Source organism: Pseudomonas fluorescens (assembly GCF_001902145.1).
Taxonomy (GTDB): Bacteria; Pseudomonadota; Gammaproteobacteria; order Pseudomonadales; family Pseudomonadaceae; genus Aquipseudomonas; species Aquipseudomonas fluorescens_BV.
This window is the reverse complement of the sequence record NZ_MRST01000025.1, coordinates 265,931-289,520: the sequence shown is the minus strand read 5'-3', so window position 1 is coordinate 289,520 and position 23,590 is coordinate 265,931. Positions and strand designations below refer to the sequence as shown.

Below are 23,590 nucleotides of genomic sequence, written 5' to 3'. Positions count from 1 at the left end.
ATGCTTTCCAACCCTAATATTGACCTGGTGTCGCGCTTTCTTCGCTTGCCTCTGGAGCAGCGCCAGCAGTTTTACCAGCGCCTGCAAAGCCGGGGCATGAGTTTCGCTCAACTGCCGATTGCTCCCACCCGTCACGACAGCGACACGCCGGCGTTGTCTTACGCCCAGGAACGCCAGTGGTTCCTCTGGCAACTGGACAAGGACAGCACCGCCTATCACATCCCTGGCGCCCTGCGTTTGCACGGGCACTTGGACCTGGCAGCGTTGCAACGCAGTTTCGACAGCCTGCTGGCCCGGCATGAAAGCTTGCGCACCCAACTGGTCGAGGACGATGAACGCCTGTGGCAGGCAGTGATGCCGCAGGCGCGGGTGCAGATCCAGCAGGCGCACGTCGACCAAGCGCAGTTGATGGCGCGGGTGGAAGAGGAGGTGGCGCGGCCGTTCGATTTGCATCAGGCGCCGTTGTTGCGTGTGACGCTGTTGCAACTGGCCGAGGATGAACATGTGCTGGTGATGGTGCAGCACCACATCGTCTCCGATGGCTGGTCGATGCAGGTGATGGTCGAGGAACTGGTGCAGCTCTACGCCGCCCATAGCCAGGGTCATGACCTGCAACTCCCGGAGCTGCCGATCCAGTACGCCGACTACGCCCTGTGGCAACGCGGCTGGATGGAAGCCGGGGAGCAGGCGCGTCAACTCGCGTATTGGCAGGCCCTGCTGGGCGGCGAGCAACCGGTGCTGGAACTGCCATTGGACCGCCCGCGCCCGGCGCAGCAAAGCCATCGCGGTGCAAGCCTGCAGGTGCATCTGCAACCGACGCTGGTGGCGGGTCTCAAGCGCCTGGCGCAGCAAGAGGGCGTGACCGCGTTCATGCTACTGCTGGCGTCGTTCCAAGCCCTGTTGTATCGCTACAGCGGGCAGTCGGATATCCGCATTGGCGTGCCGAACGCCAACCGTAACCGCGTCGAAACCGAGCGGCTGATCGGCTTCTTCGTCAACACCCAGGTACTCAAGGCTGACCTTGACGGGCAGATGAGCTTTGCCGAGCTGCTGCAACAAACCAAACGCCGCGCCTTGGAGGCCCAGGCTCATCAGGACCTGCCGTTCGAGCAGCTGGTGGTGGCATTGCAGCCTGAACGCAGCTTGAGCCATAACCCGTTGTTCCAGGTGATGTTCAACCACCAGACCGAGGCCCAGGGCGGCCGCGAAGGCCAACAGTTGCCGGGCCTGCGTGTGGTGGAACTGGACTGGGACAGCCAGACCACCCATTTTGACCTGAGCCTGGACACCCATGAATCCGCCGACGGGCTTTGGGCTGCGCTGACCTACGCCACCGACCTGTTCGATGCCGCCACCATCGAGCGCTTGGCGCAACACTGGCAGCACCTGCTGCAGGCGGTGGTGAGCGCACCCCGCAGCCGCCTCTGCGAACTGCCGATGGTGAGCGCCGCTGAGCAACACAGGATGCTCCAGGACTGGAACACCCCGGTTGGTGTCACCCCGTTTGAGGCTGTGCACCGGCTGTTTGAAGCCCAGGCTGATCAGCAGCCGGAACGTCAGGCCCTGGCCCTGGATGACCAGGCCCTCAGCTATGGGGAACTGAACCGTCAGGCCAACCGCCTGGCGCATTACCTGCTGGCCCAGGGCGTCGGCCCCCAAGGGCTGGTGGGGATCGCCGTGGAGCGCTCCTTTGCCATGGTGGTCAGCTTGCTCGCGGTGCTCAAGACAGGAGCGGCCTATGTGCCGCTGGACCCTGAATACCCTCGCGAGCGCCTGGTGCACATGCTCGACGACAGCGGCGTCGGCCTGGTGTTGACCCAATCCCACCTGCATGGGCGCCTGCCGTTGCCGGCCCAGGTGCTGGCGGTGGACATCGACCTGGTCCAGGCGCAGTTGGCGTTGTGTGCCGACGATAATTTACCGGTTGATGTCGAGCCCCAGAGCCTGGCGTATGTGATCTACACCTCCGGCTCCACAGGCAAGCCCAAGGGGGTTGCCATCAGCCAGGCTGCACTGAGTGAGTTTGCTGGCATCGCGGCGGATTACTCGCAGCTGGTTGCCCAGGACCGAGTGCTGCAGTTTGCCACCTTGAACTTCGACGGTTTCGTCGAGCAGCTGTACCCGGCCCTGACCCTCGGCGCCACCGTGGTACTGCGTGGCCCGCAGTTGTGGGACGGTGCCGAACTGTATCGGCAGATCATCGCCCAGGGCATTACCCTGGCCGACTTGCCCACCGCCTACTGGAAGCTGTTCCTGCAAGATTGCCTGGCAGCGGGCCCAAGGACCTATGGTGCCTTGCGCCAGATCCATATCGGCGGCGAAGCCATGCCGTTGGACGGCCCGCTGTTGTGGCAGCGCGCCGGGCTCGGCCATGTGCGCTTGCTCAACACCTACGGGCCTACCGAGGCCACCGTGGTTTCCAGCGTGCTGGACTGCACTGACCCGAGCGCTGCCAGCGCCGCCGGTGCCAGCCCCATTGGCCGGGCGCTGCCAGGGCGTGGCCTGTATGTGCTGGACCGCGACCTGAACCTGCTGCCACTGGGCGCCATAGGCGAGCTCTATATCGCCAGCGCCAGTGGCTTGGCCCGTGCGTATTTGCAGCGGCCAGGCCTGACCGCCGAGCGCTTTGTCGCTGATCCGTTCAGCCCATCCGGCGAGCGCCTGTACCGCACTGGCGACCTGGCGCGCTATCGCGCCGATGGCGTGGTGGAATATGTCGGGCGGGTCGATCATCAGGTCAAGGTCCGTGGTTTTCGCATAGAACTGGGTGAGATCGAAACTGTGCTGCTGGCCCAGGATAGCGTGCGTGAAGCGCTGTTGCTGGCTGCCGACAACCAACTGCTGGCCTACCTGGTGCCTGCGCAGACGCTGTCTGAAACCGAGCACGCCGAGGTTGGTGAACAGTTGATGTCCACCTTGCGCGACCACCTGCCGGACTACATGGTGCCGGCGCACCTGATCTTCCTCGACCGCATGCCGCTCAACCCCAACGGCAAGCTGGATCGCCAGGCCCTGCCCAAGCCAGATGCCAGCGTGGAACAACAGGATTGGCGAGCGCCGGTCACCCCGTTGCAACAACAGGTGGCGGCGATCTGGGCGGCTATTCTGGGGGCCGAACGGGTGGGCTTGAACCAGCACTTCTTCGAACTGGGAGGGCATTCCCTGTTGGCAATGCAGGTGGTGTCACGCATCCGCCAGACCCTGAGCCTGGAAGTGCCGCTCAAAGCCGTGTTCGAACACCCGCGGCTGGAGGCGTTTGTCGCGGCCTTGCAAGCCCAGGAGAGCCCACTGCCAACGGCGCCGGCCTTGCTGCCGGCCGGGCGCGTGCAGCCATTGCCGCTGTCTTACGCCCAGGAGCGCCAATGGTTTCTCTGGCAACTGGAACCCCACAGCGCGGCGTATCACATTCCCAGCGCGCTGCGCCTGAAAGGGCAATTGGACCTGGCTGCGTTGCAACGCAGTTTCGATAGCTTGCTGGCGCGTCATGAAAGCCTGCGCACCCATATCCGCCAGGATCACGATGGCGCGGTGCAGGTGATTGAGCCGCCGATGTCCTTGCCGATCACTCAGGCCGATGCCGATGAAGCCCAGCTCAAAGCCAGGGTGCAAGCGCTGATCGCCCAGCCATTCGATCTGCAACAAGGCCCGTTGCTGCGCGTCACGCTGTTGCGCCTGGCCGCCGACGAGCATGTGCTGGTGCTGGTGCAGCATCACATCGTCTCCGATGGCTGGTCGATGCAATTGGCCGTTGAAGAACTGGTGCAGTTGTATGCCGGTTACAGCCAAGGCCAGGACGTGCAGTTGCCGGCGCTGCCGATCCAGTATGCCGACTATGCCGTATGGCAGCGCAGCTGGATGGACGCCGGTGAGAAGCAACGTCAACTGGCCTACTGGCGTGAACTGTTGGGGGGTGAGCAGAGCGTGCTGGAGTTGCCGTTCGATCACCAGCGCCCGGCTGTGCAGAGCCACCGTGGCGCGCGCCTGGCGTTCGAGCTGGCGCCCGAACTCACTCAGGGGCTCAAGGCTTTGGCCCAACAGCAGGGCGTGACCCTGTTCATGTTGTTGCTGGCATCGTTCCAGACCTTGTTGCACCGCTACAGCGGCCAGGAAGAAATACGCGTCGGCGTGCCGATTGCCAACCGCAATCGCAGCGAGACCGAGCGACTGATTGGCTTCTTCGTCAACACCCAGGTGCTCAAGGCCGATGTGCATGGGCAGATGAGTGTCGAGCAGTTGCTGGCGCACGTTCGGCAACGCGCGTTGGAAGCCCAGGCCCACCAGGATTTGCCGTTCGAACAGCTGGTGGAAGCCCTGCAACCTGAGCGTAGCCTGAGCCACAACCCGTTGTTCCAGGTCATGTTCAACCACCAGACTGACGTCGGCCAGGCTCAGGTTCAGCACCAATTGCCAGGGCTGCGGGTAGAAGGGCTGGACTGGGACAGCAAGACCGCACATTTCGACCTGGACCTGGATATTCAGGAGTCCACCGAAGGTATATGGGCAGCCTTGGGTTATGCCCAGGACCTGTTCGAAGCCAGCACCGTGCAACGCATGGCGCGTCACTGGCAGAACCTGCTGCAAGGTATGGTCGCCAACCCGCGACAGCAGCTCAGCCAATTGAGCTTGCTGGACGCGACCGAACAACAACAGATCCTGCAACTGTGCAATTGCACTGACTCTGGCTTCTCGGCCGAGCGCCTGGTGCACGAATTGTTTGCCGATCGCGCCCGGGAAAACCCGACGGCGGTGGCGGTGAAATTCGACGCGCAGACCCTGAGCTACGGCGAGCTGGATCGCCAGGCCAACCGCCTGGCCCATGCCCTGATCGCCCGTGGCGTCGGCCCGGAAGTGCGCGTGGCCATCGCCATGCCGCGCAGTGCCGAGATCATGGTGGCGTTCCTGGCGGTGATGAAAGCCGGCGGTGTGTATGTGCCGCTGGATATCGAATACCCACGTGATCGCCTGCTGTACATGATGCAAGACAGCCGCTCGAAATTGCTGTTGACCCATTCGGCCGTGCAACACCGGTTGCCGATCCCGGACGGCCTCGACGCCTTGGCAGTGGATCAGGTGCAAGCCTGGTCGGATTACAGCGATACGGCCCCGACTGTGGCGCTGGACGGCGACAACCTTGCCTACGTGATCTATACCTCCGGCTCCACCGGTTTGCCCAAGGGCGTGGCGGTGTCACACGGGCCGTTGGTGGCGCATATCATCGCCACTGGCGAGCGCTATGAAACCTCGCCGGCCGATTGCGAACTGCACTTCATGTCGTTCGCCTTCGACGGCTCCCACGAAGGCTGGATGCACCCGCTGATCAACGGCGCCAGCGTGTTGATCCGTGATGACAGCCTGTGGCTGCCGGAATACACCTATGAGCAGATGCATCGCCACAATGTGACCATGGCGGTGTTCCCACCGGTGTACCTGCAACAGTTGGCCGAACATGCCGAACGCGACGGCAACCCACCTGCGGTGCGGGTGTACTGCTTTGGCGGTGATGCGGTGGCCCAGGCCAGCTATGACCTGGCGTGGCGCGCGCTGAAGCCTGAATACCTGTTCAACGGCTACGGCCCGACCGAAACCGTGGTTACGCCGCTGCTGTGGAAGGCACGCAAGGGCGACCCATGTGGCGCCGTCTACGCGCCCATCGGTACCTTGCTGGGCAACCGCAGTGGCTACGTGTTGGATGCGCAACTGAACCTGCAACCCATCGGCGTGGCCGGCGAGTTGTACCTGGGCGGCGAGGGCGTGGCCCGGGGCTACCTGGAGCGCCCGGCGTTAACCGCCGAACGCTTCGTGCCGGACCCGTTCGGCAAGCCCGGCAGTCGCGTGTATCGCAGCGGCGACCTGACCCGTGGGCGTCCGGACGGTGTGGTGGATTACCTGGGGCGTGTCGACCATCAGGTGAAGATCCGCGGTTTCCGTATCGAACTGGGGGAAATCGAAGCGCGCTTGCGTGAGCAAGCCAGTGTCGGTGAAACCGTGGTGGTCGCGCAGGAGGGGCCGACCGGCAAACAACTGGTGGCCTATGTCGTACCACTGGACCCGACGCTCCTGGATGATGCTGTCGCTCAATCAAACGGTCGCGAAACCTTGCGTCGCGCCTTGAAAACCCGCTTGCCGGACTACATGGTGCCGACGCACTTGATGTTCCTTGAGCGTATGCCACTGACCCCTAACGGCAAGCTCGACCGCAAGGGCTTGCCGCTGCCGGATGTGAGCCAGATGCAGCAGGTGTATGTGGCGCCACAGAGCGAGTTGGAGCAACAGGTGGCGGCCATCTGGGCCGAGATCCTGGGCGTGGAGCGTGTCGGTCTGGCCGATCATTTCTTTGAATCGGGGGGCCATTCATTATTGGCGATGCAGGTGATTTCGCGCTTGCGTCAGCTGTTGGGTCGGGAAGTACCCCTCAGAACAGTGTTTGAACAACCGCGACTGCAGGGGTTTGTCGAGACCCTGTGCAATTCCCATGAATCACAGGTAAGCGTGTTGCAAATCCTGCCGGTCAGCCGTCAACAGCCGTTGGCGCTGTCTTATGCCCAGGAGCGCCAGTGGTTTCTCTGGCAATTGGATCCGCACAGTGCGGCCTACCATGTACCTAGCACCTTGCGCTTGCGTGGCTGGCTGGATCATGCGGCATTGCAACGTAGTTTCGACAGTCTGGTAGCCCGTCATGAAAGCCTGCGAACTCAGGTACATCAGGACGAAGGGCAGGCCTTCCAGGTAATCCGTGAAAACGGCACTGTGGACATCCTTCATGCGCAGGTCAATGAGGCGGACCTGCAGCGTCGGGTAGAGACCGAGATCGCGCAACCTTTCGATCTGCAGCAAGGGCCGCTGCTGCGCGTAACCTTGTTGCGCCTGGCCGAAGACGATCATGTATTGGTGCTCGTGCAGCACCACATCGTTTCCGATGGCTGGTCAATGCAGGTGATGGTGGATGAGTTGGTGCAACTTTATGCCGCCTACAGCCAGGGCCAGGATCTGCAACTGCCGGCATTGCCGATTCAATATGCTGACTATGCCCAGTGGCAGCGTGACTGGATGACGGGTGGTGAACGTGATCGGCAAATGGGTTACTGGCAGGCCCTGCTTGGCGGTGAGCCGTCAGTGTTGGAGCTACCCCTTGATCGGCCGCGACCTTCGGTGCAGAGCTTTCGTGGTGCAAGCTTGGAAATCAAGCTTGCACCGGCATTAGTGGCGGGGCTCAAGGCACTGGCGCAGCGTGAGAATGTCACGCTGTTCATTGTTTTGTTGGCGTCGTTCCAGGCTCTACTGCACCGCTACAGCGGGCAGCAGGATATTCGCGTGGGTGTGCCTATTGCGAATCGTAACCGGGTCGAAACCGAACGTCTGGTAGGTTTTTTCGTCAACACCCAGGTGCTCAAGGGGGATTTCGACGCGCAGCTGACGGTCACCCAGTTGTTGCAGCAGGCCAGGCACCGGGCGCTGGACGCCCAAAGCCATCAGGACTTGCCGTTCGAGCAATTGGTCGAAGCCCTGCAACCTGAACGCAGCTTGAGCCGCAACCCGTTGTTCCAGGTGATGTTCAATCATCAGAGTGAAGCGCGCCTAGCCAGTACAGGCCAGCAACTACCCGACCTGAGGATTGAAGGCTTGGAGTGGGGCACGCAGACTGCGCAGTTCGATTTGAGCCTGGATACACAGGAAACCGTCGATGGGCTATGGGCAACCCTGACTTATGCGACCGACCTGTTCGATGCCGCCACGCCCAATCGCATGGCGCGCCATTGGCAGAACCTGTTGCAGGCCATGTCGGGTGACCCTCATCAACGTGTCGCTCAGCTACCGCTGTTGGAACCTCTTGAGCATCAGGTAATAGTCGAACAGTGGAACGACACGGCGCAGGATTATCGGTTGGAAGACACCGTGCAGAGGCTGATCGAAGCGCAAGTGCGGCGCACACCGAATGCCCAGGCGTTGGTGTTTGGCGCTCAGACACTTAGTTATACGCAGTTGAATGCACGAGCCAATCGCTTGGCGCACCGCCTGATCCAGGCCGGTGTCGAGCCGGATGTGTTGGTAGGTGTAGCGATGGAACGCTCCATTGAAATGGTGGTAGCGCTTCTGGCTGTGCTCAAGGCAGGTGGCGCCTATGTGCCGCTGGATCCGGACTACCCGCGCGAACGCCTGGCCTACATGCTGCAAGACAGTAAGGTACAACTGCTGTTGACGCAGGCGCATCTGTTACAGGCCTTACCGGTCAGCGAGCCCTCGCATTGTCTGGTGGTCGAGCCCGACGATCACTGGTTGAGCGGGTATGCCGATACCGATCCTGATGTGGCCGTAGACGCGGACAATCTCGCTTACGTCATTTACACCTCCGGTTCCACCGGCCAGCCGAAAGGGGCGGGTAACCGCCACTGTGCGTTGACCAATCGGTTGCTATGGATGCAACAGGCTTACATGCTCGGCGCCGAAGATACGGTGTTGCAAAAGACACCGTTCAGTTTTGACGTATCGGTATGGGAGTTTTTCTGGCCCTTGATGACAGGTGCACGGCTGGCGGTAGCGGCACCTGGGGATCATCGGGACCCATCAAAGTTGGTGGAGTTGATCAATCGTCACCCAGTGACCACCCTGCATTTCGTGCCTTCCATGCTGCACGCATTCCTGCAGGATTCACAGGTGGCCAGCTGTCAGGGGTTGCGCCGCATCATCTGTAGTGGCGAAGCCTTGCCAGTGGGGGTGCAGCAACATGTATTCGCCAAGCTGCCGAATACGGGCTTGTTCAACCTGTACGGACCGACCGAGGCTGCGATTGATGTGACTCACTGGACGTGCGTCGATGAGCATCGTGACAGCGTGCCGATTGGCAGACCCATTTCCAATCTGCGCACGTACGTGCTGGATGCGCAGTTGCAGCCAGTCGCGGTGGGCGTTGCGGGCGAGTTGTACCTGGGTGGAGTCGGGCTGGCACGCAGTTACCATCGACGTCCCAGCCTGACCGCAGAGCGGTTTGTACCGTGCCCGTTCCAGCCTGGCACGCGGTTGTATCGTACCGGCGACCGGGTGCGACAGCGCAGGGATGGCGTGATCGAATACATCGGGCGCCTGGATCATCAAGTAAAACTACGCGGTTTGCGCATAGAGCTGGGTGAGATCGAGGCGCGCTTGCTGGAGCATCCACTGGTGCGCGAAGCCTCGGTGCAAGTGCATGAAGGCAAGTATCTCGTTGGCTATCTGGTGCTGCAGGATTCGACATTCGCCTGGCGTGATGCACTGAGCACTCACTTATTGGCACATGTGCCGGACTACATGGTGCCTGCGCAGTGGGTACTGCTGGACCATATGCCACTGAGCCCCAACGGCAAACTGGATCGCAAGGCTTTGCCTGCGCCGGATTCAAACTTGCAAGAACGGCACTTCGTCGCAGCGCGCAATACGCTGGAGCAAACACTTGTAGCCATTTGGCGCGAAGTCCTGGAGCTTGAGCAGGTGAGTGTCGAAGATAACTTCTTCGAGTCGGGCGGGCATTCGTTGCTGGTCCTGATGCTCAAGGAGCGCATCCGCAAAGCTGTTGGCGTGGAGCTGTCGGTGAGTCAGTTGATGCTCAATCCGACCGTCGCAGGGCAGGCGGCTTGCCTTGAGGGAAGCGCTGGCAGTTCGTTGATCGTAAGGCTCAACAGTCAAAGCCGTGGAACACCGTTGTACCTGTTTCATCCCAGCTATGGCTCGGTGCATTGTTACAAGGCGATTGCCCTTGCGTTGCGTGAGCACAGGCCGGTGATGGGGGTGATATGTCGCGCCTTGGCCGAGGAGGGCAGCGAGGTGCCAGCCTGGGCTGCAATGGTCGAGGACTACACGGCGCAATTATTGAAGGCCCAGCCCGAAGGGCCGTTTCGTTTGGCAGGTTGGTCTCTGGGGGGCAACCTGGCGATGGAAGTCGCCTATGGCCTGGAGCAGGCGGGCCGACAGGTCGAGTGTGTTGGCTGGATCGACGCATCCCCGCCGCAGTGGGTCAAGCCGTTTTGGGATGCGGCGGTGATGGTTGACGAAAGAGATATTTCTGCCAATGAACGGCGTGTGGAACTGTTGGAGGTGATGTTCCCTGAGTTCTCCGAGCAGATTCATGCCCACTGGTCCGGGCTGCAATGCTTAGAGGCTGCAGAAGGCGAGCAATGGACTGCATTCAGCCACTGGGCCGAGGAAACCCTGGGCTCGCGTTTTGGCGAGCTCAAGGATGAGTTGCTCAGTGGCCACGAAGCGCAGATTTCCTGGGAGATTGACCGCATTCTCGGGCAGCGCCTGCACGATGCCGACTTCAAGGCGATCAAGGCACCGATAAGTTGCTGGTGGGCGACCTTGAGTCGTACTGGGGTACATCATCAATTGATTGAGGCGAGCATGCTGGAAGTAGCAGTGCAATCAACGATCGAGCGCTCAGTGTTGATCGAGACGAGCCATGACCGATTAATCGATAACGCAGAGTTCGTCCGTAGCTTCGCCGCCGCGATGAGCTGACCAGAGGCCAATATGAAAAGCCCCCAGTCACCTTGAGCGACTGGGGGCTTTTTTATGGCGCTATCTATAGTATTCGGACAAACAGAACGCCCCGGGCAGTCAGTGCCTCGGGGCGTCTGATCTCATGCTTTAGAAGTCCCAGCGAGTGCTGAGCATGAAGTTACGGGGTTCACCATAAGCGGCAGAATTGTAGAAGCCGATGTTGGTGTAATAGGACTTGTCGAAAACGTTGTTGATGTTCAGCGTCGCCGACACGTTTTTAGTGAATTGATAACGGGTCATCAGGTCCACCAACCAGTACGCCTCTTGAGAGAACTCCTCGTAGCCGCCACGGGGAGAGTTATAGATATTCTGCCAGCCAACGCTCTGCCAGCGAGCGCCACCGCCAACGGTCAACTTGTCAAGATTACCCTTGAGCTTGTAAGTGGTGTACAGGCTGACTTGGTCTTCGGGTTCGAAAGTGGAAATCTTGACGTCTTTGTCGTCACGCACGATCTTATGCGTATAGCCAGCCTGGAGCTGCCAGCCCGGAGCCAGTTCGCCGGACATCTCCAGCTCGTACCCCTTCGTCACGGCCTGGGTGCCTTTGAACGCGTAGTTCGAGGGGGTAGGTTTCAAGTTGTTGTAGTCATCGTCCGAAACGGAACGGTTGTCTTCATGGATCTCGAAGTAGGCCGCACTGGCGTTTACACGACCATCCAGGAAGTCTGCCTTTACACCCAACTCCCAATTCTGGCCTTCGTCCGGCTCAAGCAGCTTGTTGTCCCTGTCGCGGTTATAGCTTTCCTGGGGCATGAAAATATCGGTGTAGCTGGCGTAAACCGAGTAGGTGTCATTCAGGTCGTACACCGCACCGACATAAGGTACGAAGCGCCCTGACTCGCGATAGGTAGGGTTGTAGCCGGTCACCGTGTAGTTGACTACCCGGCCACCGAGCAGCAGCTTCAGGTCGTCAGCAAGGTTCAGCCGTGTTGTCATGTACATGCCGGTCTGGCGGACGGTGTCGTCGATTTTCGATTGTGGTTTGCCCCAATCCGGTTGCGGGGCGTTGCCGTGCCAGTTATTGAAGTCCACCAGGTTGGGGGCGAGGTTCCAGTAACCGTTGCCATTCCATTGCGAAGAGCTGATGGAACCGCCGAATACCAGTTCATGCTCCCTGCCTCCCAGGCTGAAGGGGCCGCTCACATACAGATCGGCGGAGTCACTGACGGTTTCACCGGTGTATTTGCCCGAAGTCAGCTGTGACTTACCATCCAATCCCGGGGTGTCACCCTGAATGGAACCCATGAGTGCGTGGTAGCCGTTGATCTTGTGATCCAGTTGCAGTTTGGTTATCCAGCCATCCCCCAGGTCGTGCTCCAACATGGCGAAGACGGTGCGGGTGTATTGCTCCCAACTGCTCCAGTCGGCCGCGTTGTTGAACGAGCGCTTGACGTCGTTGCGATTACCCTGGGCGTCGATCAATGGGAAACTGCCCGACCAGGATGAGCCTTTCGGCAGGCTGTCCTGATAATCGCCGCCGACTGTCAGCAGAGTGTCGGGAGACAGGTCGAACTCCATGATGCCGTAGTAAGTCGGGCTTTTGCGCTCGTAGCGGTCCATGAACGAGTGTTTGTCCTGATAGGCGGCGACGGCCCGGCCACGGATATTGCCGGTCTCGGTCAGCGGGCCACTCACGTCCAACTCGCTGCGGTAGTTGTCCCAGGAACCGGCACCCAGCGTGGCATGACCTTGGAACTCAGAGGTCGGCTTTTTGCGTACCAGGTTGATGGTGGCCCCCAGTGAACCAGCACCGGTCAGCAGGCCAGTCGCGCCCTTGAGTACTTCAACACGGTCGTAGATCGCCATGTCGCTCAGCGTGTTCCCCGCCGAGTAAGCAACGTTGCGCGCGGTGGAAGGAATGCCGTCATATTGGAAGTTGTTGATGGAGAAACCACGAGCATAGTAGTTGCTGCGCTCGGTATCGAAGGCTGAAACGGTAATGCCCGGCGTGTGGCGCATCACGTCATCGACATTGTTCAGGCCAAAGTCGTCCATGTGCTGACGCGTGACGACGGTCACCGATTGCGGGGTTTCCTTGGGCGTCAGGACCAGGCGCGTTGCCGTGGCAATCGAGCCTGGCGTATAGGAGCCGGTATTCTCGGTGACGTTACCCAGCATGTTGCCAGTGACTTGCGTCGGGCTCAGCTCCAGCCCACCACCGCTGCCAGCCGCGGTGACGGTCAAGGTATTGCCATTGAGGTTATAGGTAGTCTGGCTACCGGCCAGCAATGCAGCTATGGCCTGCTGCGGCTGCATCTTGCCCTTGACGGCGGGGCTGTTCTTGCCCTGTACATCGCCCGGGCTGTAGAGCACTTGCACATTGGTCTGGCGGCCAAATTCCTGCAGTGCGCTCCCCAGCGACTGCGCAGGAATATTCAACTCGACCTCCTGGGCCTGCACATAGCCTGCAATCGGCATCGACACAGCCAACGCCAGGGCACTGGGCAAGAGGTTGATGTTCAGGGCCCGGCGTATGGATAGCGCTTTGCTCAGGGGGCTGAGACCGAGTCGTGCTGGCATGGATGCTTTCTCTTCTATGTTTTAAGTGGGCAATTCTAAGTGTTTATTGAGGTTAGTTCTCATTACCACTAGTGAGACGTTCCTACTTCGAAAAACCGGAAAAAATAGTACGGTGTCTCATGCTGGCTCCATCTCGTGCACCACCTGGCCGGCGCGCAGGCGCACCAGATGATCGGCGATGTCGAAATAACGATCATCGTGGCTGATCACGATGATGGTCTTGCCCAGGCGTTTGAGGTCCGGCAGCAGCTCGGTGTAGAAGATGCGGCGGAAGGCCGGGTCCTGGTCGGCGGCCCACTCGTCGAACACCAGTACCGGGCGCTCTTCCAGCCAGGCATTGACCAGGGCCAGGCGCTTGCGTTGGCCGGTGGACAGGTCAGTGGTGCTGAACACGCCGTCCTTGACGCTGACCTTGTGCGCGATTTCCAGGCGCTCAAGGTATTGGGTGGCGCTGTCCAGGGACTGGGTGGCGCTGCCTTGTACCAGGTCATCGAACAGGTAATAGTCGGAAAACACCGTGGTGAACAACTGGCGATAATCATCGCGCTCTGGGTCGGTCACCGCTGTACCGTTGAGCAGGATCTCACCCGCTTGAGGCGGATACAGGCCCAGCAGCAATTTGATCAGGGTGGTCTTGCCGCTGCCGTTCTCGCCGACGACAAACACGATATCGCCTTGCTTGATGCTCAGGTTGATCGGCCCCAGGTGGAACGGTTGGCTGCCTTCAACTGCCGGCGGGCTGTAGCTGACGCCGCGCAGTTCAAGGCTGTCGACTACAGGTTTCGGCGCTTCACTGTCGTTCATCAACAAGTGGGGCTCGGGCGAAGAAAAGCGCTCCGACAGTTCGCTGATGCGGCCAAAGGCGATCTTCGCCTTGCCAACGACAGGCAAGTAACCCAGCAGGTGTTCCAGCGGGCCTTTCATATACAGCAGTACCAGCACGAAGCCGGTAATCACGGTGGGGTCGGGGTTGGGGTTGTAGGCCTGCATCGCCAGGGCCAGGCCGATGACCACGAAGAACAGCATCGAGCCAAAGGTCTTGGCCAGGATATAGATGTTGACCGAACGCACCTGGATATCGCTGATACGGTCTGCGGTTTCCTGGATGCGATGGGTGTTCATGCGAAACCGCCGCGGGCGGTGCATGCGCAGCTCCTTGGCGCCCGAAGCAATCGCATTGTAGTAACGCTGCAATTCATCTTCGTGGCTGCGGGCCAGATCGAAGCCCTGGATGCCTTTGCCGCCCGCGATGAATTGCACGGCGCTGCCGATGATGATTGCGACCACCATCATCAGGAACATCGGCACGGACAGGTAAGCCAGGTAACCCAGGCATCCCAGGGTAACGGTGGCGGCGATGGCCAGGGGCGTGAAGGCAAAGGAAAAATCGCTGATGGTGTCCACGTCGTGGGTCAGCACCGGGATCAGGCGGTGAGAGCGATATTGCTCGATCTGCCCGATGGGCGCTGACAGCACCTTTTCACCCAGATCCTTGCGCAGGGCGGCAATGATCCGTTGTCCGACGTAGTTGGTGCCGATGTCGGAAATAATCGAGCTGACCAGCGCCACCACGCACAACGCGGCGAAGGTCAACACCACACCCTGAGTCATCCCCCCCGCCGAATGCAGGGCATTGTTAATCGTCGCCAACAGCAAGGTAATGGCCAGGCCGCCCGCCATGCCAAGGGCGACGGAGACCGTCACGATGGTGCGAAAGGGCCTGAGCAATGCGAGCAAACCTTTGAAGGCGCCGCGCTTGGGGTCGGTCATAAGTACTTCCCGGAAAGTGAAAAAGAGGGGGCTGGGCACACAGACCCTTACCCATGACAAACGAAGCTGTGGCGTGACTATTTAGCGCGGCGTGCCGGGCGGTGGCAGTGAGCGATAAATTGCCCGGGGCCTGGTTCGTTCTTGTTCTGTAGGCGCACGTGTATCAATGCCGTGCGTGGCCCTTTGAGCGAGAGCGAAACACATGACGAAAAAGAACCTGGTGTATGTCTGGTCCCTGAGAAATGCCGCCGCCGACAAGGCGGGGCAGCCGGTGGCCTATAAAGACCACGAGCGCTATATGAAATCGGTGCTGGAGTTTCTGGTGGGCTCGCTCAACGACACGTCGCTGGGCGAGGCTTACAACCTGGTAGGCGTGGTGTATGACGACGATGAGCAAAACTCGCGGGACCAGCAGCTGGTGGCGGACTATGGTTTCGCCTACCAGCCGGGTCGCCAGTGGTTGTACCCGGCGGATTTGCGTGTGCAAGGCACGTTGGTCAATGACCTGCTGCTCAGCGTGCCGTCGACCTATCGTCGCCTGCCACGGGGCAGCGCCGAGCATGTCGCCGGCAAGCAGGATTTCGAGCGTCGCCTGCATGACACCCTGGTGGAGTTGAAGGCTGACATCGTGGTGCTGGACGGTTTGCTGGTGATCCTCGACGAGCTGGTGCGCCCGGGTGCGCCGTTTGCGCGGCGCATCATGAACATTCATCCGGGCATCACCCGCCTCGAATCGCCTTACGAACGCCGTGGGGCGTACGCCACCTGGAATGCGCTGTACGGCGCGCGTGGGCAGGCGATTACCGACTGGGCGACCAAAGCGACTCAGGCGTGCGAGCCGTTGTATTGGACCGGTGCGTCATTCCACTACGTGGATAACGGCATCGACTCGGGAGAGGTGTTCCACGACGTGCTCAAGACCGAGATCTCGCCCGAGGACACCATCCTCGAGTTGCGCTGGAACAACTTCAACAACAGCCTGTTCCCGGCGCTGCATGAAGGCTTGGAGCTGTTGGCCAGACAAGGCTGAACATGCGGGCACGAACCCTGTAGGAGCGAGCTTGCTCGCGAAAAACTCACAGACGCCGCGTTGTTTATTCAGAGAACACGCGTCATCGTTAACGTTTTTCGCGAGCAAGCTCGCTCCTACAAGGTGTTAGAGCTCGCGCACGACCCGAAACCCAATCCAGTCCCCGCGCGTCTGCGGGTAGATGTTGTTGCGATTGCCCGAGCGTGAAAATACCGGCGCCTCGCCCCAGTCATTGCCGCGAATCTGGTAGGCCTCGCAGTTGGGCTCCACCCAGGCACTGCCATCAGTTGGCGCGCCGACGTAGTTGGCGTGCTCGCAATCAGCCACCCGCTCATACACATTGCCGTGCATGTCATACATGCCAAAGGCATTGGGTGGGTAGCTGCCCACGGGCGACGAATAGCTGTAGCCGTCCGCCGGGCCGTAGGTGTTGGCGTGCTGGGCGATGCTGTAGCCCTTGCCTTCATCGAACGGGAAGGGGAACGGGCCGGTGGTGCCGGCGCGGGCGGCGTATTCGCGTTGGGCTTCGCTGACCATCTGGTACCTGTGCCCGGTCTTCTTCGACAGCCAGCTCACGTACTGCTTGATGTCGTCCATGTCCATGCACACTGCCGGCTGACGTGGCCCCTGGGGGTAGCGCGGCTTGCTGGCGATGCATTCGCGGCCGGGGCGGTCGTCGCCATTGGCGATCTTGACCCCGGTCTGGCGCACGTAGCTGTCCCATTCGCCGGCGGTGATATGGAAGCGGCTCATGGCGAACGGCTTGGCGAAGGTCACCTCGTGCATCGGGCCTTCGTCGGGCTCGCGGCCCACTTCGTCGTCCGGCGTACCCATGGTGAAGGTGCCGGCGGGCAGTACCACCATTTCCGGGCAGTCCTTGCAGTCTTTGAAGACCTTGCCTGGTTGTGGGGCGGCGGCCTGGGCCAGGCCGGGCAGCAGGGCGCCGCACAGGGCGGTGAGTGCCAATGCGGTGAGCGGTTTGAGTCGGGATGGCGTCATGGAGGCGTCTCGTTCAAAGGAAAAAGGGGTCATAACCGCTGGCTCAGCAGGGTCATGAAGCGCTGGATCTCATCGGAGTTGTTAAGCAGGCCTGGCGAGGTGCGAATCACCGGGCCAACGTCACGGTCCACCGCGTCCACCACCACGCGGTTTTTCATCAGGTAGGCCGCGACGGCATCGCTGTCCTGATCCTTGACCCGAAAGAAGGTGAAACCCGCTGACAGCTCGGGGATGCGCGGTGTCACCAGTTCGATCTGCGGGTGGGCCAGCAGTTGGTCCTTGAGTTCGGTGTTCAGGGCATGGATACGTGCCTGCACCGGCGCCTTGCCCAGTTGCAGGTGCAACTTGAAGGCTTCGTCGGCGGCCCAGCGATGTTCGAAGGCGTGGTAGCCGCCGGGCGTCATGGTCGTGGCGAAGTTTTTGTCTTCGGAGAAGGTCGGAATCATCGGTGTGACGTATTTGTTTTCGGTCTCGCGGGCGCACACCAGGCCGGTGCCACGCGGGCCGAACATCCATTTGTGAGTGCCGGCGATGAAGAAGTCACAGTGCATAGCGGGGAAGTCGAGGTCTTCCACGCCGAAGCCGTGCACACCATCGACGATATAAAGCAGGCGGTCCGGCTCGTCGCGGTTGCGGTTGTGTTCGTCCACCAGCTTGCCGATCTCACCGATGGGCAGTTTCACGCCGCTGCCGGATTGCACCCAGGTCATGCCCAGCACGCGGGTGTTGGGGCGAATGTTGCGCTGGATATTGCCCAGCACTTCATCGGCCGAGACCTGATTGGGGTTTTTGAACAGGCGTATTTTACGCACCTGGGTTTGCTCCTTGCGCACCCTGAAGTCCAGGCTGAACGCGGTGGCGTAATGCTCATGCACCGTGGTGAGGATTTCCTGGTCGGTGCGCACCTTGATCCCGCCATAAATCATCGCCAGCCCTTCGGACGTGCTGCCGGTGAGGGCGATCTGCGCTGGCGTGGCGTTCAGGTAGTGGCCGGCCCACTCGCGTACCTGGCCCTCACGCTTCCAGGTTTCCTGCAGGCCCCAGTCCATGGCCAGGCCAGGGTTGCGGTCGATCTGTTGGCGGTAGCGTTCGATGGCCTCGCGCACGGGCCTGGGGTGCGAGGCCACCAGGAAGTTGGAAAAATGCAGGTAATCCGGGTCCTGGTTGAACAGTTGCTTCAATCCCGTCCATGGGTCGTTCGTAGCGGCGGCCACTGCCTGAGGCAGCAACGCGGTGCCCAGCGGCAGGCTCGCGGCAAAGACGCCGGCCTGCTTGAGAAATGTACGGCGGTCGGTCATGGACTTACTTCGTGGTGGTTAGCGATTGGCCAATGGCTTGGCGGCTTTTTGTACCTGGTCCCACACCCGCAGGAAGTTGCCTCCCCACAGCTTGGCGATATCGGCTTCGGAGTAGCCGCGCTGGATCAGTTCGGCAGTGACGTTGCGCACCTCGCCGACGTTCTCCCAGCCCTGGAGGCCGCCGCCGTCGTTGAAGTCCGAGGCAATACCGACATGATCGATGCCGATCTTGCGCACGGTGTAGTCGATGGCGTCGCCCAGGTCCTTGAGGGTGGCCTTGGGTTCTTCCTCGAGAATGGCGTACAGCGCGCTGGCGTACTGGCCGAAGCGTTGCTCGGGCCAGGCGGCAATGATTGCATCGCCAGGCATCAAGGCCATGGCCAGGTTGGGCAGTGGCGGCAGGTCGAAGCGTGCGCGCAAGGTATTGAGCTTGTCCTGGGTCGGCTGGCTCAAGGGGCGCAGGTAGGCGGGGAAACCCACCACTTGCACCACGCCGCCGCTGTTCTTGATCAGTTGCAGCTCCTTGTCGCTGAGGTTGCGCGGGATGTCCACCGATGCCCGTGGCGCCGAGTGCGACGCCACCATCGGCGTGCGGCTCAACTGCGCGACTTGCTCCAGGGCCTTGGTCGACATCTGCGACACGTCGATGATCACCCCCAGGTCATTGAGGCGATGCACCGCTTGCTGGCCGATAGGCGACAGGCCCTCGAGGGCATCAGGGGAGTCATTGAAGAACGGCAGCGGGCGCGACGAGTCGGACCAGGCGTTATTGCCGATGTAGCTGAACCCGAACATGCGCATGCCGCGTGCGGCCCACAGGTCCAGCTGGTTCAGGTCGTTGCCGAGGGGGTAGGCGTTGAGCATGCTGATAAAAATCGCGAACTTGCCTTCGCCGTGCAGGCGGCGCATATCGTCCGGGGTGTAGGCAATGCCCACCTGGTTGGGAAAGTCACGCACCATGCCGGAGATGATCTTGTAGCGCACTTCCTGCTCGTGCCGGGCCTCTTCGACAAAACCGTCGGTGGGCTTGTGCGGGGCGTTGGCGCCATTCCAGATTTCCGGCCAGCCGAAGATCGTCAGCGCGGCGCCCGACAATCGGCCGCGGGCGGCCTTGGCCAGGTCGAACTGGCCGCTGCCATCCTTGTCGGCCTCGTTGCCCGCCGTGCCGAAATCCAGGGGCAGGGTGATGTGGCTGTCGAACGACAACAGGCGATCCTGCATTTCATTGGCCTGCTTGATCACCTCCAGCGGGTAGCCGGCGTTGCCCTTGAACCACTGATCCCAGACCAGGAAACCAGCCCCGGCGCCGATAGCGAGGGCCAGCGGCAGGCCGATATACAGCGCCTTTTTCGAACGTGATTTTGTCATTGCCATCTCAGTCAGTTGAGGCCTTTGCTATCAGGGAAGAACGAGCGATGACGGGGGAAATTTAGGTGGCGGGGGGAGGGCGGTAAATTTCATCGGGTTGCAAACGTTCTAGCTCTGATCAAGCCGTTTCCTAAGGTAGCCAATGACAATCTCTCGACGTGGGTTCATCGCAGGCCTGGCGCTGACCGGTGCAGCCGTGCCCGCGGCCTTTTATGCCCATCGCGAGTTGACACGGGAAGAAGAGTTTCCTATCACCCCCGGCGAAGCCACGGTCGACCTCGCTGACACCCAGGGCCAGCACCTGGCGAACACCCTGCGGGGCGTCTGGAGCCTGCGCCTGGAAGGCCGCGATGCGGGCCTTGCGGGCCTGCCGTTGCATGGCCTGGAGTTGCTGCTCGACATCGCCCCGCGTGGGCGTGGCCTGCGCGGTTACCTGGATACCGCCGAGCAGCTGCGCGCTGAAGGCGAGCCGCGCTACCGCGTCTTGGGTGATGTGCTGACGGGCGAGGGCGCCGTGCTCTATTGGCGCTTGATCGACCGCGATTCAGCCGGCGGCGTGCCGGCCTATGAATTCAAGATGACCCTGGATCAAGTCTGGGCCGATTTCGGCAATGCCGGCAGCGCCACCCTCAGCGGGCACATCCTCGACCTGGACCGGTCCCTGGCGCTGACCGAACGCGATAACCGTTTTATCGCCCATAAACAACTGTTCCCCGAAGCCCGCCAGCGCATCGGCCTCAACCCGCCCTTGCTGGCCTGGCTGATTTCTCCCGAGCACCGCCTGTTTCACCAACTGTGGCACGCCACCCGTGACCAATGGCACAAGCTCTCCGAAGAAAAACGCGAGGCCCTGCGCGGCATCGGCTGGCAGCCGGGGCCCCGTGGCCAGGAACGCGACGCCCGCGGCAAGCGCAAGGACCGCAATGGTTCGGGCATCGACTTCTTTTTCATGCACCGCCATATGCTCGGCACCGCACGTTCCATGCAGGACTTGCCCTCCTGGCCGCAATTCCCCGAGCCGCAACCGCCGTTGGAGCGCGATCGCCTGGGCTTTGTGCGCTACTTCGACAACCACGACGGTTTCGCGTTGCCGCCCTGTTGGTCAGCGCCAGATGACGCCGACTACACCCAGTGGGTCAGCGATATCAAGGCGGCCGAGACCTACCACAGCAACTTCCAGGTGTGGGAATCCCAATACCGCGACCCGCGTTACCTGGCCAAGTTGACCCTGGGCCAACTGGGCTCGGAAATGGAGCTGGGCCTGCACGATTGGCTACATATGCGCTGGGCCTCAGTGCCCCGCGACCCGTCCAACGGCGCCCCGGTACCCTTCGCCCGTGACCCTGCAGACTTTGCCGCACGTTGGTATGCGCCGGAGAACGACTTTCTGGGCGACCCGTTTTCATCCCATGTGAACCCGGTGTTCTGGCATTTCCACGGCTGGATCGATGACCGCATCGAAGACTGGTTTCGGGCCCACGAGCGCTTCAATCCAGGCGAGGTGAGCCGACTGGAAGTCAACGGCGTGGCCTGGTTCGCGCCAGGCCGCTGGGTGGAAATAGGTGACCCGTGGCTGGGCCCGGACACCCACGGCTGCAGCACCACGCCGGGGTTGCAACAGGGGCGCTCGATGGAAATGGACCCGGAGATCATGAAGCTGGCCCTGCGCATTACCTTCGGTGCCGATGAAGAGCTGCTCAAGGGGCTGTTCAAACGTGTACCGCAGCGGCCATGGTATGCGCGGCATTTGAAGCTCAAACGCGAGACTTAGCAGGGGTTTTCAAACCTGCTCTTCCTCGCGCAATTGCGCACTCATCTCATCGCAACTGCGTGCCCAGTCGCTCAACCATTGCGGCATCGGCGGTGAGGTGTCGTCCAAGCCCAACTCGCGGATGAATTCGGCCGGGGGCAGGGTGCCCTTGGCGGATCGAAACAGCCCCCGCATCACCACCACGCCGACCACTCGCCCATTGCTGACGAAGCGGTGCTCCATCAGGTTCCACTTGTGGTCCCAGCCGAGAATGCGGGTATGCACCTCGAATACCTCGAACAGCTTCAACTCCCGACGGAACTTGCCCCAGGTATCGCCGACTATCGGCATCGCCTTATTGCGCAGCGCCACGCGAAAGGCGCCCGTGCGCAGCACAAAATCCATGCGAGCCACATCGGCCAGGGTGAAATACCGGCCATTGGTGACATGCCGGTTCAGGTCCAGGTCCAGCGGCCAGACCCGCATGCGCACCACCGTGGTGGCCAGGCCGTGAACCGGTTTGCGCCAGGGGCGGCGCAACAGCATGTGCAGTAATCGAAACCAGAGATTCATAAAGACGCCAGACAGTTGATCAATGGCCGCACTGTACGGGGGCGCAATCGGCCAAGGTAGATGCGTAAATGACTTATTACATGCGAAAAGTGCAAGCCGGAGTTTTAACATGCACGGCCCCTGGTTGCGTGAGCAACATGGGCAAGGCGCGGTGTTGGCGTCGATGTGCACGGCGGCCTTCATGCGAGGTCCTGACTTGCCTTGATGCCGGTCAGGCAAGAAGGCGCGCTGTACTGTGGCCGGGTATCATTTTTTTGCGCGGGGATTGCTCTGTGCAACACCATGCAGCAATAGCGCTTCGAACACCCGCTGTACCCGTGGTTCGTCGCTGTGGGCCACATTGAAGCGCATCGAGTCGCGGTGGTCGGGGTCGTAGCCGAAGAGCGCGCCAGGTGCCAATACCATGCTGCGTTTCAGCGCTTCCTGGGCCAGGAGTTCGCCGTTCACACCAGGCGGCAGGCGTGCCCAGATGAACATCCCGCCTTCATACGCCATGGGCAGTTCGCACCCGCAGCGCTTGAGCCATTGTTCGACGCGCCCACCGGCTTCCATCAGGCGCTGCACCATGCGTTTGCGGTGCTTGGCGTAACTGCCTTCGCTGAGCATGCGGTAGACGATCTGTTCGAACAGTTCCGAGGTGACGCCGCCGCTCATCAATTTCATGTTGGTCAGGTTGGCGGCCAGTTGCGGGGCGGCCACCACATAGCTGACGCGGGTGTTGGCGCTCAGGATCTTCGAGAAACCCGACAGGTAGGTGACCTGGTCCAGCCCGGCGACGGCGGCCAGGCGTGGAGGTGGATTGGGGTGCAGGTCGCCGTAGAGGTCGTCCTCGACGATGTGGCAGTGGTACTGCTGGGTCAGTTGCAACAGGCGAAACGCTTGGCTGGGGCTGAAGGAGTGGCCGGTGGGGTTGTGCAACACGCTGGTGGTCAGATACAGGCTGGGGCGGTGTTCGGCCAGCAGCTGTTCGAGGGCGCCGAAGTCAAAGCCGTCGGGGCGGCGTGCAATGGTGATGACCTTGACGCCGTGCAGCGCCAGGTTGGCGTGGAAGTTGAAGTAGCACGGCGCGTCGAGTAGCACCGTGTCGCCGGGGCGTGCGAGCAGGCGCATGAGCATGTCCAGGCCCTGCACGGTATTGGGGGTGGTGATGATTTGTTCCACCGGCACCGACAAGCCTTCGCCATGCAGTTTCTGTTGCAGCGCCTGGCGCAACGGCAACAGCCCCGCCGGCGTGCCCAGCCCGGCGATGCGCAGTGACGGCGCACGTACTACGCTGCGCATGGCCTGGCGGATCGCTTCGCCATTGAGCCATTCTTCCGGCAAGTGCCCGCCTCCGGGGCGCAGTTCGCCACTGGCGGTGGCCAACGGCCGGCGCAATACGCTGAGCAGGTCTTGGGGCAATAGGTCCACCCAGGTCGCCGAGGCAGGGCGGGTGCTGTCCATTGCCACGAAGTAGCCGCGGCCCTGGCTCGAAGTGAGCAGGTGGCGACCGCGCAGGCGATCCAGCGCCTCATTGAGGGTGAACTTGCTGACGCCGAGGATCTGGGTCAGTTCGCGCACGGATGGCAGTTTGCTGCCCGGTGCCCATTCGCCATTTTCGATGGCGTGGCTGAACGCCTCGACGATCTGCTGGACCTTGGGTGTGCCTTCTACAAAAGCGATGGCGGATACAAACATGACGCGTCCTTGGGTTTGCCGGTGATTTTACCGGTGAAGTTAGGCCGGATTAGGCATCACTTTACCTGCCTTGCG

Annotated in this window: 10 protein-coding genes; 3 read left to right on the top strand and 7 right to left on the bottom strand. The window is 61.2% G+C overall.

Annotation, left to right across the window (positions count from 1 at the left end; all coding sequences use genetic code 11):
* Positions 1 to 10,488 carry an amino acid adenylation domain-containing protein gene (locus BUE92_RS17805; RefSeq protein ID WP_073525361.1) on the top strand — a complete coding sequence of 3,496 codons (10,488 nt, stop codon included), beginning with the start codon at positions 1 to 3 and terminating at the stop codon, positions 10,486 to 10,488.
* Between the two features lie 129 nt (positions 10,489 to 10,617).
* Here BUE92_RS17805 and BUE92_RS17800 read toward each other — a convergent pair whose 3' ends face one another.
* Positions 10,618 to 13,050, bottom strand: coding sequence for a TonB-dependent siderophore receptor (locus BUE92_RS17800; RefSeq protein WP_178380721.1), 2,433 nt, complete (start codon positions 13,048 to 13,050; stop codon positions 10,618 to 10,620).
* A 117-nt stretch (positions 13,051 to 13,167) separates the two neighbouring features.
* Positions 13,168 to 14,820, bottom strand: a complete 1,653-nt coding sequence (locus tag BUE92_RS17795) for a cyclic peptide export ABC transporter (protein ID WP_073525359.1) — start codon at positions 14,818 to 14,820, stop codon at positions 13,168 to 13,170.
* A 202-nt stretch (positions 14,821 to 15,022) separates the two neighbouring features.
* On the opposite strand from BUE92_RS17795, the gene BUE92_RS17790 reads away from it, so the two are divergent.
* Positions 15,023 to 15,850 (top strand): N(5)-hydroxyornithine transformylase PvdF, encoded by an 828-nt coding sequence (locus BUE92_RS17790; protein ID WP_073525356.1) that lies wholly within the window; start codon positions 15,023 to 15,025, stop codon positions 15,848 to 15,850.
* Between the two features lie 126 nt (positions 15,851 to 15,976).
* Here BUE92_RS17790 and pvdO read toward each other — a convergent pair whose 3' ends face one another.
* The 3 genes from pvdO to pvdM are packed head-to-tail and all read right to left on the bottom strand — an operon-like array spanning position 15,977 to position 19,515.
* Complete coding sequence (pvdO, locus tag BUE92_RS17785; RefSeq protein WP_073525355.1) at positions 15,977 to 16,849, bottom strand: dihydropyoverdine dehydrogenase; 873 nt, start codon at positions 16,847 to 16,849, stop codon at positions 15,977 to 15,979.
* 29 nt (positions 16,850 to 16,878) lie between these two features.
* Positions 16,879 to 18,147, bottom strand: coding sequence for a pyoverdine-tailoring periplasmic protein PvdN (gene pvdN / locus BUE92_RS17780; protein WP_073525354.1), 1,269 nt, complete (start codon positions 18,145 to 18,147; stop codon positions 16,879 to 16,881).
* Positions 18,148 to 18,165: 18 nt separating this feature from the next.
* Positions 18,166 to 19,515, bottom strand: a complete 1,350-nt coding sequence (gene pvdM, locus BUE92_RS17775) for a pyoverdine-tailoring dipeptidase-like protein PvdM (RefSeq protein WP_073525353.1) — start codon at positions 19,513 to 19,515, stop codon at positions 18,166 to 18,168.
* Positions 19,516 to 19,657: 142 nt separating this feature from the next.
* Here pvdM and pvdP point away from each other — a divergent pair, with 142 nt between their 5' ends.
* Positions 19,658 to 21,286, top strand: a complete 1,629-nt coding sequence (gene pvdP, locus BUE92_RS17770) for a pyoverdine maturation tyrosinase PvdP (RefSeq protein WP_073525352.1) — start codon at positions 19,658 to 19,660, stop codon at positions 21,284 to 21,286.
* A 9-nt stretch (positions 21,287 to 21,295) separates the two neighbouring features.
* On the opposite strand, the gene BUE92_RS17765 is transcribed toward pvdP, so the two are convergent.
* On the bottom strand, positions 21,296 to 21,838 hold the full coding sequence (locus BUE92_RS17765) for a thioesterase family protein (RefSeq protein ID WP_073525351.1): 543 nt from the start codon (positions 21,836 to 21,838) through the stop codon (positions 21,296 to 21,298).
* 246 nt (positions 21,839 to 22,084) lie between these two features.
* Positions 22,085 to 23,515, bottom strand: a complete 1,431-nt coding sequence (locus BUE92_RS17755) for an aminotransferase-like domain-containing protein (protein WP_073525348.1) — start codon at positions 23,513 to 23,515, stop codon at positions 22,085 to 22,087.
* Positions 23,516 to 23,590 lie beyond the last annotated feature (75 nt).